This is a genomic window from Sporosarcina sp. P3 (assembly GCF_002743415.1).
Taxonomy (GTDB): domain Bacteria; phylum Bacillota; class Bacilli; order Bacillales_A; family Planococcaceae; genus Sporosarcina; species Sporosarcina ureae_A.
The window spans coordinates 279,838-294,294 of the sequence record NZ_PDZE01000003.1 but is presented as its reverse complement, the minus strand read 5'-3'; the positions used below and the strand labels follow the sequence as shown (position 1 = coordinate 294,294).

General features: G+C 41.2%; 16 protein-coding genes. 13 read left to right on the top strand and 3 right to left on the bottom strand.

Features of this window, described 5'->3' with window-relative positions; translation table 11 throughout:
* The first annotated feature begins 102 nt into the window (after positions 1-102).
* From selD to CSV61_RS05725, 6 genes are all read left to right on the top strand, one after another.
* Complete coding sequence (gene selD, locus CSV61_RS05750) at positions 103-1,149, top strand: selenide, water dikinase SelD (protein ID WP_099638406.1); 1,047 nt, start codon at positions 103-105, stop codon at positions 1,147-1,149.
* Positions 1,150-1,170: 21 nt separating this feature from the next.
* A complete protein-coding gene (gene mnmH / locus CSV61_RS05745) occupies positions 1,171-2,205 on the top strand; it encodes a tRNA 2-selenouridine(34) synthase MnmH (RefSeq protein WP_099638405.1) in 1,035 nt (344 codons plus the stop codon).
* 232 nt (positions 2,206-2,437) lie between these two features.
* Positions 2,438-2,866 (top strand): YugN family protein, encoded by a 429-nt coding sequence (locus tag CSV61_RS05740; protein WP_099638404.1) that lies wholly within the window; start codon positions 2,438-2,440, stop codon positions 2,864-2,866.
* A 171-nt stretch (positions 2,867-3,037) separates the two neighbouring features.
* Positions 3,038-4,330 carry an MFS transporter gene (locus CSV61_RS05735; protein WP_099638403.1) on the top strand — a complete coding sequence of 431 codons (1,293 nt, stop codon included), beginning with the start codon at positions 3,038-3,040 and terminating at the stop codon, positions 4,328-4,330.
* Between the two features lie 127 nt (positions 4,331-4,457).
* On the top strand, positions 4,458-4,700 hold the full coding sequence (locus CSV61_RS05730) for a PepSY domain-containing protein (RefSeq protein ID WP_199173593.1): 243 nt from the start codon (positions 4,458-4,460) through the stop codon (positions 4,698-4,700).
* 94 nt (positions 4,701-4,794) lie between these two features.
* Positions 4,795-5,274, top strand: a complete 480-nt coding sequence (locus tag CSV61_RS05725) for a GAF domain-containing protein (RefSeq protein ID WP_099638402.1) — start codon at positions 4,795-4,797, stop codon at positions 5,272-5,274.
* 113 nt (positions 5,275-5,387) lie between these two features.
* Here the strand turns inward: CSV61_RS05725 and CSV61_RS05720 are convergent, their stop codons facing one another.
* The gene (locus tag CSV61_RS05720; RefSeq protein WP_099638401.1) at positions 5,388-6,710 is read right to left on the bottom strand and encodes a sodium-dependent transporter; all 1,323 of its coding nucleotides are present in this window, start codon (positions 6,708-6,710) and stop codon (positions 5,388-5,390) included.
* A 173-nt stretch (positions 6,711-6,883) separates the two neighbouring features.
* Here CSV61_RS05720 and CSV61_RS05715 point away from each other — a divergent pair, with 173 nt between their 5' ends.
* From CSV61_RS05715 to CSV61_RS05705, 3 genes are all read left to right on the top strand, one after another.
* Positions 6,884-7,336 carry a helix-turn-helix transcriptional regulator gene (locus CSV61_RS05715; protein ID WP_099638400.1) on the top strand — a complete coding sequence of 151 codons (453 nt, stop codon included), beginning with the start codon at positions 6,884-6,886 and terminating at the stop codon, positions 7,334-7,336.
* A 15-nt stretch (positions 7,337-7,351) separates the two neighbouring features.
* On the top strand, positions 7,352-8,509 hold the full coding sequence (locus tag CSV61_RS05710; RefSeq protein ID WP_099638399.1) for a PstS family phosphate ABC transporter substrate-binding protein: 1,158 nt from the start codon (positions 7,352-7,354) through the stop codon (positions 8,507-8,509).
* 121 nt (positions 8,510-8,630) lie between these two features.
* On the top strand, positions 8,631-8,960 hold the full coding sequence (locus CSV61_RS05705; protein ID WP_143561058.1) for a hypothetical protein: 330 nt from the start codon (positions 8,631-8,633) through the stop codon (positions 8,958-8,960).
* A gap of 38 nt (positions 8,961-8,998) precedes the next feature.
* Here the strand turns inward: CSV61_RS05705 and CSV61_RS05700 are convergent, their stop codons facing one another.
* Both CSV61_RS05700 and CSV61_RS05695 read right to left on the bottom strand, forming a co-directional pair.
* The gene (locus CSV61_RS05700) at positions 8,999-10,354 is read right to left on the bottom strand and encodes an S-layer homology domain-containing protein (RefSeq protein WP_099638397.1); all 1,356 of its coding nucleotides are present in this window, start codon (positions 10,352-10,354) and stop codon (positions 8,999-9,001) included.
* A gap of 117 nt (positions 10,355-10,471) precedes the next feature.
* Positions 10,472-10,861, bottom strand: a complete 390-nt coding sequence (locus tag CSV61_RS05695) for an OsmC family protein (RefSeq protein ID WP_099638396.1) — start codon at positions 10,859-10,861, stop codon at positions 10,472-10,474.
* A gap of 131 nt (positions 10,862-10,992) precedes the next feature.
* On the opposite strand from CSV61_RS05695, the gene CSV61_RS05690 reads away from it, so the two are divergent.
* The 4 genes from CSV61_RS05690 (at position 10,993) to CSV61_RS05675 (ending at position 14,327) form a co-directional block, all read left to right on the top strand.
* Entirely contained in the window at positions 10,993-11,142 is a 150-nt protein-coding gene (locus tag CSV61_RS05690; RefSeq protein WP_099638395.1) for a YfhE family protein, read from the top strand.
* A 142-nt stretch (positions 11,143-11,284) separates the two neighbouring features.
* On the top strand, positions 11,285-12,271 hold the full coding sequence (locus tag CSV61_RS05685) for an alpha/beta hydrolase (protein WP_099638394.1): 987 nt from the start codon (positions 11,285-11,287) through the stop codon (positions 12,269-12,271).
* A 63-nt stretch (positions 12,272-12,334) separates the two neighbouring features.
* Positions 12,335-13,765, top strand: a complete 1,431-nt coding sequence (locus tag CSV61_RS05680; RefSeq protein WP_099638393.1) for a sensor histidine kinase — start codon at positions 12,335-12,337, stop codon at positions 13,763-13,765.
* Entirely contained in the window at positions 13,758-14,327 is a 570-nt protein-coding gene (locus CSV61_RS05675) for an ANTAR domain-containing response regulator (protein WP_099638392.1), read from the top strand. Before CSV61_RS05680 ends, CSV61_RS05675 begins: the two co-directional genes overlap by 8 nt.
* Positions 14,328-14,457 lie beyond the last annotated feature (130 nt).

The window sequence follows — 14,457 nt, the reverse complement described above, 5'->3', positions numbered from 1 at the left end:
CTTTTTTTCATTGGCCATTAGAATCTTAAGTGCCCAACAGATCTAGAATGCAAACTTTATGGTAAAATTAAAGGATTACAAATTGAAAGGTTGATATCCGTAATGCGAAACTCTTCTGTAAAACTCACTTCATTATCTTCAAAAGGAGGTTGTGGTTGTAAAATAGGACCAGCCGATTTAGCTGAAGTTCTACGTACATTGCCTCCTGGCCTTGCGGACCCTAACTTACTTGTCGGATTGGATACAGGCGATGACGCAGGTGTCTATAAGATTAATGATACGACTGCTATCGTACAGACACTAGATTTCTTCACGCCCATTGTCAATGATCCATATGATTTTGGACAAGTGGCGGCGGCGAATGCGATCAGTGACGTCTATGCAATGGGCGGTATACCAATTACAGCATTGAACATCGTCGCATTCCCGATTCATACACTAGATCGTGGTATCTTGACAGAGATCTTGCGCGGAGCCGCTGACAAATTGAAAGAAGCCGGTGCAGTTCTCGTAGGTGGCCACTCCATCGACGATCAGGAACCAAAGTTCGGTATGCAAGTAACTGGAACGGTACATCCTGACAAGATTCGTACAAATGCTGGAGCAAAACCGGGTGACCGTTTGATCCTGACAAAACCGATTGGTGTAGGAATCATGACCACTTCGTTGAAAAATGGATTATTGTCTGAAGATGAAGAAATTCACGTGACAAAAGTGATGACAACACTCAATAAAACAGCGGCTGAAGCAATGGATGATTACAGTATTCATGCTTCAACAGACGTAACAGGATTCGGTTTGCTTGGACATGCTTCTGAAATGGCAACAGGTAGCGGTGTATGCTTACGAATTGATCATGAGAAAGTTCCTGTTATACCACGTACAAGAGAACTGGCGGAAGCTGGTTCGGTTCCGGGCGGTACGAAAAATAACTTTGCACATATAGAAGATATGATCGAATATCCAGAATCGCTAGATCAAATCGGCAGATGGATTTTATGTGACGCAGTAACTTCAGGTGGTTTACTTGTAGCAGTTGCTGGAGATGAAGCAGAACGTTTACATGCACAATTACGTGAAGCTGGCGTGGATGCACATGTTATTGGAGAAGTGACCGATGAACATAACGGTCGAATTATCGTGCAGTAAATCAAGGAGATGGAAAATTACATGGTACGAGATATTACATTGACAGACGCACTCGAATTACAGAAAAATCACACACACACATTAGTCGATGTACGCTCTCCAAAAGAATTTGAGGAAGCAACTATCCCAGGCAGTATCAACATTCCGATCTTTTCGAATGAAGAACGTGCAGAAGTGGGTACACTGTATAAGCAAGTAGGAAAACAAGCAGCAATGGATCATGGTCTGGCTATTTTCTCTAAAAAATTACCCGAATTCATTGCGAAGTTCAGAAAAATCGACACGCAAATCACGGTGTTTTGCTGGCGTGGCGGCATGCGGAGCAAAACGGCAATGACCGTACTAGAATTGATGGGAATCCGCTCAAGCCGAATTAGTGGCGGGATTCATACATATCGCCAATGGGTTATTGCGAAACTGCAAGAACCCATCAAAGCTAAACTACTCGTACTAAACGGCTATACAGGAAGTGGCAAGACGAAGATTCTTCATAAGCTGATGGAAGATGGTTGTCCGGTCATCGATTTGGAAGGTATGGCAGGCCATCGAGGTTCAATATTCGGACAAATTGGTGTTCAGCCGAACAACCAGAAGAAATTCGAATTGCTAATTGCAGATAAACTGGAAAAGTATGAAAACAAACCGTATATTTTCATAGAAGGTGAAAGCAAACGTATAGGGCAAGTACATATGCCAGAACCACTGTTTGAAAAAAAAGGACAGAGCCCCCAGTGGATTATTAGACTGCCGATCAAAGCGCGGGTCGAAGAAATTCTATCTGAGTATGAACCGGAAAAACAACCGGAACTGTTTCTAGAAGCATTTTCAAGAATTCGCAAACGCATCCACCAACCCATTGCGGTACAAATCCAGGAAGACCTAGAAAATGGTCGTTTTGCAGAAGCTGTAGAACAGCTATTGACTCACTATTACGATCCACAGTATGAACACTCAGTAGCTCGTTTTGCTACAACTGGACAAGACGTGATCGAGGCTGAAACTGTACAAGAAGCGTATGAAGAATGTTTGAGACGGTATAAAGAGCTGATGAATTAAATGAAGTTAGACTATCCTACTGGGTAGTCTTTTCTTTTGTACAAAAAACAAGTTGATCATAGGCTTCCGCCAGTGTTGTTCAAAGAAATTCTCAAGTTTACCCGACAATCGGATTAGTATTTTCCAATTCAGTTGACTAGGAAAGTTTGTCAAACAACTAACTAGGGTATTCTTAAAATTATCATCAATCAGACGTTCAAAAAAATAACTGACACAGAAAAGAGGAAACGCCATGATCGAACTAAAAACAAATCTACCAGGAAAAAAATCATTATTTGGAGATGCGTGTAACATTCTCATAGAACACGATATTCAAATGGGAGGCAACTGGGACTTCGACCGCGGAAACTTCGACACTATCTTGAACCAGGACGGTGACGACACGATTTACTTACGAATACCATTTCATGTAATTGATGGTGAACTCGATGAAGACAGTGCCATGATTGAATTTGATGTACCCTTTATTATCAATCATGTAATCAACATTGGATTGGATGATGATGACAGTCCTGTACTGGCCTCTGTCGGACTCGACCAGTTTCAGACACCCGAAGATCAAGACGGTCCTATTGTATACGATGAAAAGTGGGTGCGCGAAGGGGAAGCGCGAATAGCAAAGTTCTCGGATCATCCTATTTTTATCGCTCCGCTAGTATGAAAGTTTACTCCTTTAAAGAAACAAGCAAGCCTAGAAAAATTAGGCTTGCTTGTTTTTGTATACGGAAAAGACCGTTCTCTCTTTTGGCTAATGTGTGATAAGATGAGTGAAATGTAAAAAATCTATTAACTTACAGAATCATTGCATAGTACTAGCAAAGGTGGGAACCCCATGACGAGACGGCAAGACTTTTCATATTACACATCATCCAAAGAAGCGCAGAAACAATTGTATAAGCGTTCCTTACTTGTCGTGATCATTTCCCAAATATTTAGTGGGGCCGGACTGGCAGCTGGGATTACAGTAGGAGCACTTTTAATTCAAGACATGACAGGTAGTGAAAGCTTAGCCGGTATGCCCATTGCGCTGTCTACTTTCGGTTCAGCATTTTCTGCCTATCTCGTCGGCAGACTATCCCAACGATATGGTCGTCGCCTTGGCCTCGGTGCAGGCTTTATTACCGGTGGTGTAGGGGCGTTTGGTGTGATCTTTGCTGTAATGTCGGGTAGTCTGGCTGTGTTATTCATCTTTTTGTTCATTTATGGAGCAGGTACATCTTCCAATCTACAAGCCCGCTATGCCGGAACAGATCTCGCTGATGAGAAGCAACGAGCTACTGCGGTCAGTGTCGCTCTTGTTTCAACTACAGTGGGTGCAGTAGCTGGACCCAACCTCGTTTTACCTATGGGACATGTGGCAAGTTTCATCGGTATCCCTTCATTGACTGGTGTATTTTTACTTGCTGGTGTCGCATATGTATTATCGGGACTAACCTTTTTATTATTTTTACGACCGGATCCTTTACTCGTCGCCCGTGAGATCGAATTGGCTGAACAAAAAGAGCGTATAGAGTCGATTGAGGGGCATGTGGCTCATCAACATACAGCCAATAAGATGGGGATTTGGGTAGGAGCTATCGTGCTCGTACTGTCGCATGGTGTCATGGTCGCTATTATGACGATGACCCCCGTCCATATGCAACATCACGGTGCTTCGATATCTGGTATTGGTTTAGTCATCGGCCTACACATTGCCGGTATGTATTTACCGTCCATTTTTACGGGTGTATTAGTAGATCGGATTGGACGACCGATCATGGTAATTGCTTCGGGTGTGACACTTGCACTCGCAGGTATTCTTGCAGCCTATGTAGCGGGCGAATCGATAGTTTGGATGTCCGTATCCCTTACATTGCTAGGGATTGGTTGGAATTTCGGATTAATCAGTGGAACAGCTATTGTCATTGACTCTACTGATGTATTGACTCGTGCGAAGATTCAAGGAAGTATCGATGTTTTTGTCGCACTAGCAGGAACAGTAGGGGGACTTGCTTCGGGAATTGTCGTGGCCTTCTTAGGTTTTTCCATGTTGAGTTTCCTCGGAACCTATATTTCCTTACTACTTATTCCGCTCATTATTTGGATGCGTTATAAACAAAAGACTAACTCAGCACAGACTGCCTGACAAAAACGGATTATTTCCTCGGAAATAATCCGTTTTTCTTTCGTAAACGACAGGTCTAGCTGCAGGGGCATCTTTTGATTCTCTTGCATAAAGTAACAACGTAGAAAGAAATAGGAGGGATCGTTCATTGAATCAGCAAAGTGAGTATTGGATGAATCATTGGCAACACCCGCAATATCGCAGGATTACGATGGAACAAGCAAACGAAATTGCGCGACAAAGAGTACCGGGGGAAGTAGTGAAATCAGAATTGGAATTTGATGACGGCATGTTGATATTTGAAGTAGATATCCGCACGGCAGAAGGGTATAAGTATGAAGTCAAAATAGATGCGGTGACGGGTGAGGTACTAAAAGTGAAATTGGATTGATGTGAAACGACGAATGAAGTTCGATTACTTTTCCAAGTCTGTTATTCTGTGTATGATTAAAGTAAGAACTATACACAGAAAGCAGGGAATTACTATGTACACACCTATTGATTATTCAAATAACCTACAAGAGAAGTACGCACAACTTGCAACACAGCTAGATGCACTCTTGTCTGGAGAACCAAACGTATACGCAAACTTAAGCAACGCATCTGCATTACTCAATCAATTCTTCGATCGTATCAACTGGGTTGGTTTTTACTTGATGGATGACGATGAACTCGTGCTTGGCCCGTTCCAGGGATTACCGGCATGTATACGCATACCGCTTGGTAGAGGTGTTTGTGGGACAGTTGCAAAGACGAAAGAAGGTCTAGTCGTACCAGACGTCAACGCATTCCCTGGCCATATCGCATGCGACGCAGCGTCTCGTTCCGAAGTTGTAGTGCCCCTGATTAAAGATGGAGAAGTGTTTGGTGTACTTGACATCGATAGCCCTGAGCTAAATCGCTTCACGGAAGACGACTTAGCGGGGTTGACGCAAGTAGCAGAGGCGCTTATGAAGCATATCTAAAAGAAGAAAAGCTACAGGGGGAGAAAGTCGTTGATCAACGATGCCTTTCCATTAACCCGACATCTAGATTATATAAAGAAAAAGCACGCCGGATAAATTATCCAGCGTGCTTTTTACATACCTAGAACCCAAGTAAAGAAAATGACGACGATCGCAATAGGTGCGAAATAGCGTACAATCACTTTCCACAACGAGTGAAGAGCTGGATGCATTCCTAGCTCCTCCGCAGTATCTTCTGTTGTCAGCACAAAGCCAGCAAATAGAGACACAGCGAGTGCCCCGAGCGGCATGGCAATTCTACTCGTCAGCAAATCGGCAAAATCGAAAATGGAATTGCCGAAAATACTCACATCAGATAGCAAACCAAATGACAATGCACTTGGGATACCGACTAAAAAGATTAGCCCACCAAACACCCATGAAGCACGTTTTCGTCTGTCATGCTTCTTGCGTATGCCTGTAGAAACTACGATTTCGAGCATGGCGATAGCAGAAGTCAGTGTGGCAAACAGCATCAAGAAAAAGAAGATGATTAAAAACACACTGCCGAACGGAATTTCATTGAAAATAGCCGGGAGAATAACGAAAATCAGTCCGGGGCCTGCTTCTGGTGAATGTCCTAAGGCGAAAACAGCAGGGAAAATAACAAGTCCCGCTAAGATAGAAATTCCTATGTTCAGTATCGAGACATTAAATGCAGACTGTCCAAGCTTCTCTTCTTTTGAAAGATAGGAAGCGTAGGTCATCATCGCTGTCACACCGACACTCAGTGAAAAGAATGCCTGTCCTAACGCCACGAGGAATGTAGTTCCATTAAAATAACTCCAATCTGGCACGAATAGAAAACGCACACCTTCCATCGCGCCATCTAGTGTCAGCGAACGAATCGCCAATACAATGAATGATAAGAATAATAAAGGCATGATCCAGCGGCTAGCCCGTTCAATACCCCCACGGATTCCGCTTTGAACGATGAAGATCGTTAGTGCCATAAATAATGCTTGTGCCAATAATACTTCCCATGGATTCGCGATTGTTGTATTAAACAGATCACCATAATCCAGCCCACCTAATGTAAACGTAAAGGCTCGAGCTAAATACGATAAAATCCATCCCCCGACAACACTATAAAAAGATAGGATAATGAAAGACGAGGCAAGTCCCATCCATCCAACCCATCCCCAACTGCGTCCTGTGGATAATTTCTTCAAAGAAGTCACAGCATCTGCATGTCCTCTTCGTCCGATAACAAATTCAGCTAATAAAATCGGTAGACCGATCAATAATGTACAAATGATAAATAACAGCACAAACACGCTACCGCCGTTCGTACCAGCCATATAAGGAAATTTCCAGATTGCACCTAGACCGATGGCACTGCCGGCAGCCGCTAAAATAAAACCAATCTTGGATGTCCATTGTTCACGCTGTTTCATAAGAGTCCTCGTTTCTTTTACTAAATCACAAAGTCAATAAATCTTATCATAATTTTAAGAAAGAATCGATAGCTGTATGGTTAACAGAGAGTTTTGAAAATTGGCTTGCGTATACAAAAGTATTGGTGTAATATTACACCAATATATATAAAATGTAACCCCGGGGTGATCTTGTGAACCAGCAACAATTAATAGAACTGATTTCATTAAAGTTACGGGTGATCCGTTTAGAGAAAGAATATTCCCAACAGAAGATGGCAGATGTACTTGGGCTCTCAAAGAAAACATTGATTCAAATTGAAAAAGCTAGAGCAAAGGCCAGTTGGACAGCCGTCGTCGCTGTCTGTGCATTATTTCGAGATAGTGATGTATTGCAAGCAACAGTCGGTGGAGATCCACTAGAAGTACTGGAAACAATCGCGCACGACGGTATTGACCGTCGGATAGATCAATCGATGGGTGGTAAAGTGTGGTGGCGTGAATTGGAAACGACAGGACGTTTCCGTTTACAGCAAAACGTAATTAGTCAGCACTTTCGTATTTTGGATGGGGAGCATTATCGTTGGTATAGTTCATTTGATGAAAACGAGGCATGGCATCGGTTGGAGGAACTGAGCCGAAAGTAAAAGGGAGGAACGCGTATGATTGCACCTATAGCATTTGCAGCACTTTTATTGCTGGCGTTATTATTTTTCACAGGAATGGGATTATTATATTTGTTGTTTACGGGATTGATTCACTTTATTCCGTTAGCACTTAGTGCAGTAATCCTTTTATATGTGTGGATCGTCATGATGATTTTTCATTTCTTCAACACGAAACAACGTAAAAGGTCGTTCAGCATCATTGCTGGAGTAGTGATAATCGGAGCGGCAGTTTGGCCAATCATGCATATGTACGAGGAAAGTATTTCGACAGTGAATGCGGAAGTAGAAGTGCGTTATTATGAACCGTTTACGATTGGACAGGAATCAAAGCTGGCTGTACTTGATGAAGCTGCTACACTCGAACTGACTGACGAATTACCGAAAATAGACGGTGCTACCGCGCTATATCCGCTATATGCAGCGTTTGTTCAAGCAGTCTATCCTAGAAAAGAATACAATCCGTATGATAGTGAAGTAATGGTCAATACAACCCCTGTTGCTTATGAGAATTTGTTTTCGGGCAAGGTAGATATGATTTTTGCAGCAGCTCCTTCCGACGCTCAAATGAAAGTGGCAGAAAAACAAGGTCTTGAACTGAACTTAACACCGGTTGGTCGAGAAGCATTTGTCTTTTTCGTCAATCAAAAGAACCCTGTTGATCATCTAGAATTAAAACAAATCCAAGATATCTATGCAGGGAAAATCACAAATTGGAAAGAAGTTGGAGGCAAAAATGAATCAATTCGAGCATTCCAACGACCAGCAGACAGTGGTAGTCAGACTGGTTTGGAACGGCTGATGGGAGATACTCCAATTATGGAGGCTCCAAAAGAAAATGTAGCCGAAGGAATGGGTGGGATCATATCGGAAGTTTCAAAGTATCGAAATTATACGAATGCTATTGGCTATACATTCCGCTATTACTCAACGGAGATGGTGGGCAATGAGGAGATTAAATTGCTTGCAATCGATGGAGTAGAGCCGACGAAAGAAACCATCCGAAGTGATGAATATCCAATTGCCTCTGAGTTTTACGTCATTACGGCAGGCACAGAAAATCCGAATGTGGAAAAATTTATTGAATGGATCACTTCACCGCAAGGACAGGAATTGGTAGAGATCGTCGGTTACGTGCCGGTGAAAAAACCGTGAAAATATGTGAGGAATGTGAAGGTTCACGAATCCGGCTAAATATACAGTGCATTTTTTACCCTTAACTAATGGGAGTGATGAAGTAATTGTGAAAAGATATTTGAACATAGTATGGCTCGTTATGAGTTTGATCCCAGCGCCATTTCTATTTCATTTCTATGAGTATGGTCAGTATATGAAACGAGAAGATGCATCATATTTATTGGTAGTATGTGTTTTATATATTGTGATAACAGGTATTTTATCTCATGCCATAAAGGTTCGTTATATGTTGCTCATTAATATAATTACAGCCATAGTATCTTTACTATTGGCTATGAATTTCATCTCAGACGATGGTGGATGGTTCAAGCCATTTGGCCGAGACTTTGTCATCTTGTTAACGGCTATCCCGTTTTTCATTGGACAATTATTGATTCGGAAGGTTACTCAGCTTGTTATAGGTCGATAGAAAAAGGCATGCCACTAGTTTAGAGGCATGCCATTTTTTTATTTCTTAAGTGTATGTTTCTTACCAGCTTGATCGGTCACCAATAACTGTGTAGCGGTAACTTCCATATCTTTCGCAAGAACGTTGGAAACCTTGCTTGTTTTTTTATCTAATAAATTATATTTATACACACCTGTTTTGTTGAAATAATACATCGTAGAAAGGTCGAATGCTACAGACTTATTGTTTTGACTGACTTGATTGGTTTTCGTAGTAGCTTCCACTTCATCGAAAATAACACGCGCGTCAAAGTTCAATAAGGTCTTTTTGTTTTTCCCGTCCATTGTAACTGAATACAACGTCAATGGATCATCCAGTGGTGTAGTAGGATCAAATTTGGAATCGAAAACGCGGTCTTTATTCTTTTCAAGTGTATAGTAGATCCGATCATTCCAAATGAACATATTACGGAACTTTTGATCGATTGGAATACTACCGATCGTGTAACTCCAGTCATTGACGTTCAACTTCACTAGATTATAATTTGCCGGCATTTTATTTCCTGCATTGATCGAGTTCCAATACGGAATATATATTTCATCATTGTATAGGACCATTTGATAGCCCGCCATGAGCAGTATTCGGTTGATTCCGTTATCTGGCATAGTCGCGCTATCTAAGATTGCCGAACGTGTTCCTGCCTTTTTATTCTCTTTAAATAGCTTAGTAGAATTTTTGTCTTTTGCAATAGTATAAGTAAAACCATTTTGTTCAACCGTTTTACCTTTAACACTTACATAGGAATGGTAGTCACGTAACTTCATAGAGTCGTCTAATGCACGTACTAAAAATGCTGAGAACTGAGAACGTGTAACGGAGTTAGTCGGCATGTATTTACCTTCTGAACCGCCAGTGATTCCTTTTTTTGCAATCCCATTAATGTCAGGGAATGACCAATGGGCCGGAGAAACGTCTACAAATGTCGCTTGATGATCGACAGGTATGTTAAATGAACGACGAATGATCGCAGCCATATGAGCTCGTGAAGTGTCTTCACCAGGACGCATGAAGCCGTTATCTCCACGCATGATGCCTTTTTCATTCACTGTTGCAAGAATTTGATAATAGGAAGACTTTTTCGAGACGTCCTTGAATTGCACCGTGGGATTTTTAACCAATGGAATTTTCAATGCTTTGATGAGCATGGAAGATGCCTGCGCCCGTGTAATGGGATCATTTGGCTTAAAGGTACCGTCTGGAAACCCTCCGATAATATTACGGTCAGCTAAATACATGATTTCTTTCTTCGCCCAATGCTTGTCTACGTCAGAAAATGGTGTGGCCGCCTGTGCCTGAAATGGTGTTGCTGCGAAAATCAATAAAGCTGCTAACAACCCGATTAGTTTATTCTTCATATAAGTAGACCTCCTTTAGGTATTCTGTTCATTATACAGGAGTTTTAATGGTAAAATAAGGTCCTTTAAACATAGAAACCGACAAAAGAAAGAACTCTCTTGTCGGGTCATTGAAACTTATTTCGTACCCATCTCGTACGTTTTCACAACATCAATACAACCTATCACGGATTGTAACATAGAACAATTTTTCTCCGTCAGCTCCATGATTCGTGGCATCTTTTCGTCTGTAACGTCCGATCCGATAACAGTAAAATGAAGATGGATCTTCATCAGGCGGCTGGCATCATCTTGGGAGCGCACCACTTCTTTTACTTCAATTGCAATGTCTTCTGCTGGCACGCGCATTTTATCAAGGACTTTTCGCATGACACCACCACCGCAAGCAGCGATCGAAGCAACCATCAGCTGGTAAGGCCGAAACCCTTTTTCTTCATTTGATGAAATGTGTAATGTGCCGAATTCTGTCTCCGTGTCAAAACCGTGTTCTGTCATATGAAAATTCATGTTGATCAGCCCCTTATGCAGTTAGTATACGATGTTTCAGCAAGAAAACCAAAGAACGATAACTGACTCTCTGTGTTTAATTTGACGAATAAGTGGAATACTAAAAGTAAGATGGAAAGGAGTGTTGAGAAATGAGTGAAAACAAACAACCACACAAAACACTGACTGATAAGAACAACGGCCTTTCATCCGCTCAGGAAGTGTTGTATGCCGAAGATTACAAACGGGCAGATAAGGCTACCGAGACCGAGAAAGAAGAAAACGACAACAATAAGAAGTAAGATACGAAAATAGTGAATGAGGCGTTCCCTAGTAGTTGTAATCCAACTACTGGGGTTTTTCTCATGAAATAGACCTGACGTATTCTTCGCATTCGCTGTATACTAAGAGTAAATGTTACTACAAAGAAAACGAGGATATAGAATGAAGAAAATTAGATGGAAAAAGGTTATCGTCTTACTAGTTGCTTTCTTCGTCATTTTTCAAATAGCAGGAAGTTTTTTCTTTTACAACTTGGCGATTAAGCGTGGACCGAAAGATTTCCTGACGGGCAATGTAGATTTGAAAGTATCGGCCGAAACTATGGATGTGTTTTTAAATGGAGACTGGATCGATTGGGTAGAACAACAGGAGTTTGAAGAAATGCATATGCCTTCAAGAGATGGTGTAGATTTGACGGGTTATTACTTAGCTGCTAAACAGCCTACCGACAAGTTGGTGATTCTGACACATGGCTATTTAGGGCATGCCAAACAAATGGGGTTATATGGTCAATATTATCATGAGGAACTCGGCTATAACATTTTCATGCCGAATGCGAGAGGGCATGGAAAAAGCGGTGGTGATTATTATGGATTTGGTTGGCCTGATCGTCTGGACGTGATGGATTGGACGAAGTTGCTTGTCGGAGAAATGGGTACTCACACACAAGTGATCTATCACGGTTTGTCTATGGGTGCTGCAACGGTATTGATGGCGAGCGGTGAAAACTTACCGAAACAAGTGAAAGCAATTATTGCAGATAGTCCGTACCAATCCGTCTATCAGCTCTTTGCTTATCAATTGGATCGAATGTTTCATTTACCAGCCTTTCCTTTACTTGACAATATGAGTTTACTGACGAGTGCCAGAGCAGGCTATTCATTGAAGGAAGCGGATGCGTTGAGCGCGGTTCAGCGTGCGACTGTACCGATCTTATATATCCATGGTAATGCGGATACATTCGTGCCGACAGAAATGACAAAAGAGCTGTTTGAGAAGACAAAAAGCGATGCAGAATTGTTTTTAGTAGATGATGCCAATCACGGTGAAGCATTCGTGATGGAACAAGAAGCGTATAAGAGAAAGGTAGTTGAATTCCTTGAAACACATTGGTCGACATCGAACCTGCCAATTGACCTCTCTCGCTAACCGTCTTATACTGTTTTTACAAAGTAGGGGAAATCGCATTCCTCATTATAAGGTCGTGGCATATTGGTAAAAGCAACAGTAGAACAACTCTGTAAACAGCATACCGAACTAACTAGTCAAGATGTGAAGATTCTTCAGGAGATGGCGTTTAGCCTACAAACCTATGCAGATCTATCTGATTCGTACATGTTTATTGATTGTAAGTTAAAACCAAGTAATCAGGCAATCGTCGTTGCGGAAGCTTTTCCAGTTGGTAGTACTCCACTGTATACTAACTCAGTCATTGGTAAGATTGTTTTTGAATCTTTTGAGCCAGGTGTGTTTTATTCCTATCGTAACGGAAAGAAATCGATCATACAGCAAGCAATGACGCAAGAAGGTATCTTGGTGCATCAGACTGTGGTACCCATTAAAAACACATTTCATCAAGTGATTGGTGTATTGATATCTGAGAAACGAGTCATTTCACCGCAACAGAGTGATGACATAAAAAGATTTTCGGTAGTTACAGAAACGGCAGAAGACCAATTGACGAATTCGGGACTTGGCGTAGTCTCAGATTTATTGATGGAAATGCTTATTTTAACGGATGCTAGTAATCGGTTAGTATACGCGAATCCTTCGGGTTTAAAGTTGATATCTGAAATGAGTGGCAAAGATGATGTGCTGAATCGCAATTTATTGGAAATATTACCGTTTTTGCACGCAGTTTATGAAAATAAAGAAGATGTGTTTGTCTTTGAGATGACGATTCAAAATAAAAGCTTAATTGTAAAAAAAATAAGAATGCGTGAAAAAAACAAATCTCAAGAAACGCTGTTGATTGTCCAAGATATTACTGAACTTCGAACGAAGGAAAAAGAATTAATGATGAAATCCGTCGTCATTAAAGAAATTCATCATCGGGTTAAAAATAATTTGCAAACTGTGGCAAGCTTGATAAGATTGCAAATGCGTAATGGATTACCAGTTGAAAGTCGGTCTGCCTTTGAGGAAACGCTTAACCGGATATACAGTATTTCTTCGGTTTATGAAATTATCCTCACGAAGGAAGATGCAGACGACGATGATGTAAATATTATAAATTTAACGAGGAAAATTTGCTCCACGATGGTGCTAAATGAATACAATTTAAAAGTAGACTTGATTATTGAGCCGAATAGCAATAAAATAATAACAACGTCGAAGAAAGCGGTTTCAATAGCACTGATCATTAATGAGCTCATACAAAACTCTCTAAAGCATGCATTTCAAGACAAAGAAGAGGGGATTATTGACGTGGAATTTATCGTAGATCATGATTTTGTAGAACTTCACGTTTCCGACAACGGCGTTGGAATGAAGAATCCGCAAACTTCGCTTGGTACGGAAATCATCCACAATTTGGTGACCAATGACTTGAATGGAGAGTTTCTATATGTGCCTAGGGAAATTGGGACTCATGCAGTAATCAGTTTTCCGTTGGGTGCGGAGGTGGAAACTTTTGATGAGTAAACGAATCTTGATAGCAGAAGATGAATCAATTATTCGCATGGACCTGAAAATGACCTTGCAAGACCATGGCTATGAAGTCGTTGGGGAAGCTGGTGACGGAGACAGAGCGATCGAGTTGGCTTTTTTGCATAAACCTGATTTGATATTGATGGATATTAAAATGCCGAAGATGAATGGGTTGAAAGCGAGTCGAATCATTGGAGAGCAACTGGATATACCAGTTTTAATCATTACTGCATACAGTCAAAAGGAATTCGTGGAAAAGGCTCAGCAGGACAATGTGGTCGGTTATTTAGTTAAACCTATTTCTGAAGCTAGTTTGATTCCTGCAGTTGAAGTGGCGCTTCATCAATCCAGTAAAGCTAAGAGATTAAAGGACAGCATTCAGCATGCGAAGCAGCAAGTGGAAAAGCGGAAAGTTGTGGAACGAGCAAAAGGTATATTGATGAATACAGAGCACTTAACCGAGCAACAAGCATTTAAAAAAATGCGTGATACGAGTATGTCACGGCAAATGACAATGGAGTCACTTGCCATGGAAATTATAGATTCGCACAAGTAAATAGATCTAAGCAAAGGCGCTTAAAGAGAAACTTTCTTTAAGCGTCTTTTTGTCTTCTTTTTTTGCGAGTTGTTTAAAATATTTAAAGGTGGTGGCTAGTGAATTAATACACGTAGATGATGTCACAATA

What these genes read in the sequence shown, in the direction of transcription:
- selD (WP_099638406.1), top strand. Translation starts at nt 103, where the DNA reads ATGCGAAACTCTTCTGTAAAACTCACTTCATTATCTTCAAAAGGAGGT.
- mnmH (WP_099638405.1), top strand. Translation starts at nt 1,171, where the DNA reads ATGGTACGAGATATTACATTGACAGACGCACTCGAATTACAGAAAAAT.
- CSV61_RS05740 (WP_099638404.1), top strand. Translation starts at nt 2,438, where the DNA reads ATGATCGAACTAAAAACAAATCTACCAGGAAAAAAATCATTATTTGGA.
- CSV61_RS05735 (WP_099638403.1), top strand. Translation starts at nt 3,038, where the DNA reads ATGACGAGACGGCAAGACTTTTCATATTACACATCATCCAAAGAAGCG.
- CSV61_RS05725 (WP_099638402.1), top strand. Translation starts at nt 4,795, where the DNA reads ATGTACACACCTATTGATTATTCAAATAACCTACAAGAGAAGTACGCA.
- CSV61_RS05720 (WP_099638401.1), bottom strand. Translation starts at nt 6,710, where the DNA reads ATGAAACAGCGTGAACAATGGACATCCAAGATTGGTTTTATTTTAGCG.
- CSV61_RS05710 (WP_099638399.1), top strand. Translation starts at nt 7,352, where the DNA reads ATGATTGCACCTATAGCATTTGCAGCACTTTTATTGCTGGCGTTATTA.
- CSV61_RS05705 (WP_143561058.1), top strand. Translation starts at nt 8,631, where the DNA reads ATGAGTTTGATCCCAGCGCCATTTCTATTTCATTTCTATGAGTATGGT.
- CSV61_RS05700 (WP_099638397.1), bottom strand. Translation starts at nt 10,354, where the DNA reads ATGAAGAATAAACTAATCGGGTTGTTAGCAGCTTTATTGATTTTCGCA.
- CSV61_RS05695 (WP_099638396.1), bottom strand. Translation starts at nt 10,861, where the DNA reads ATGAATTTTCATATGACAGAACACGGTTTTGACACGGAGACAGAATTC.
- CSV61_RS05690 (WP_099638395.1), top strand. Translation starts at nt 10,993, where the DNA reads ATGAGTGAAAACAAACAACCACACAAAACACTGACTGATAAGAACAAC.
- CSV61_RS05685 (WP_099638394.1), top strand. Translation starts at nt 11,285, where the DNA reads ATGAAGAAAATTAGATGGAAAAAGGTTATCGTCTTACTAGTTGCTTTC.
- CSV61_RS05675 (WP_099638392.1), top strand. Translation starts at nt 13,758, where the DNA reads ATGAGTAAACGAATCTTGATAGCAGAAGATGAATCAATTATTCGCATG.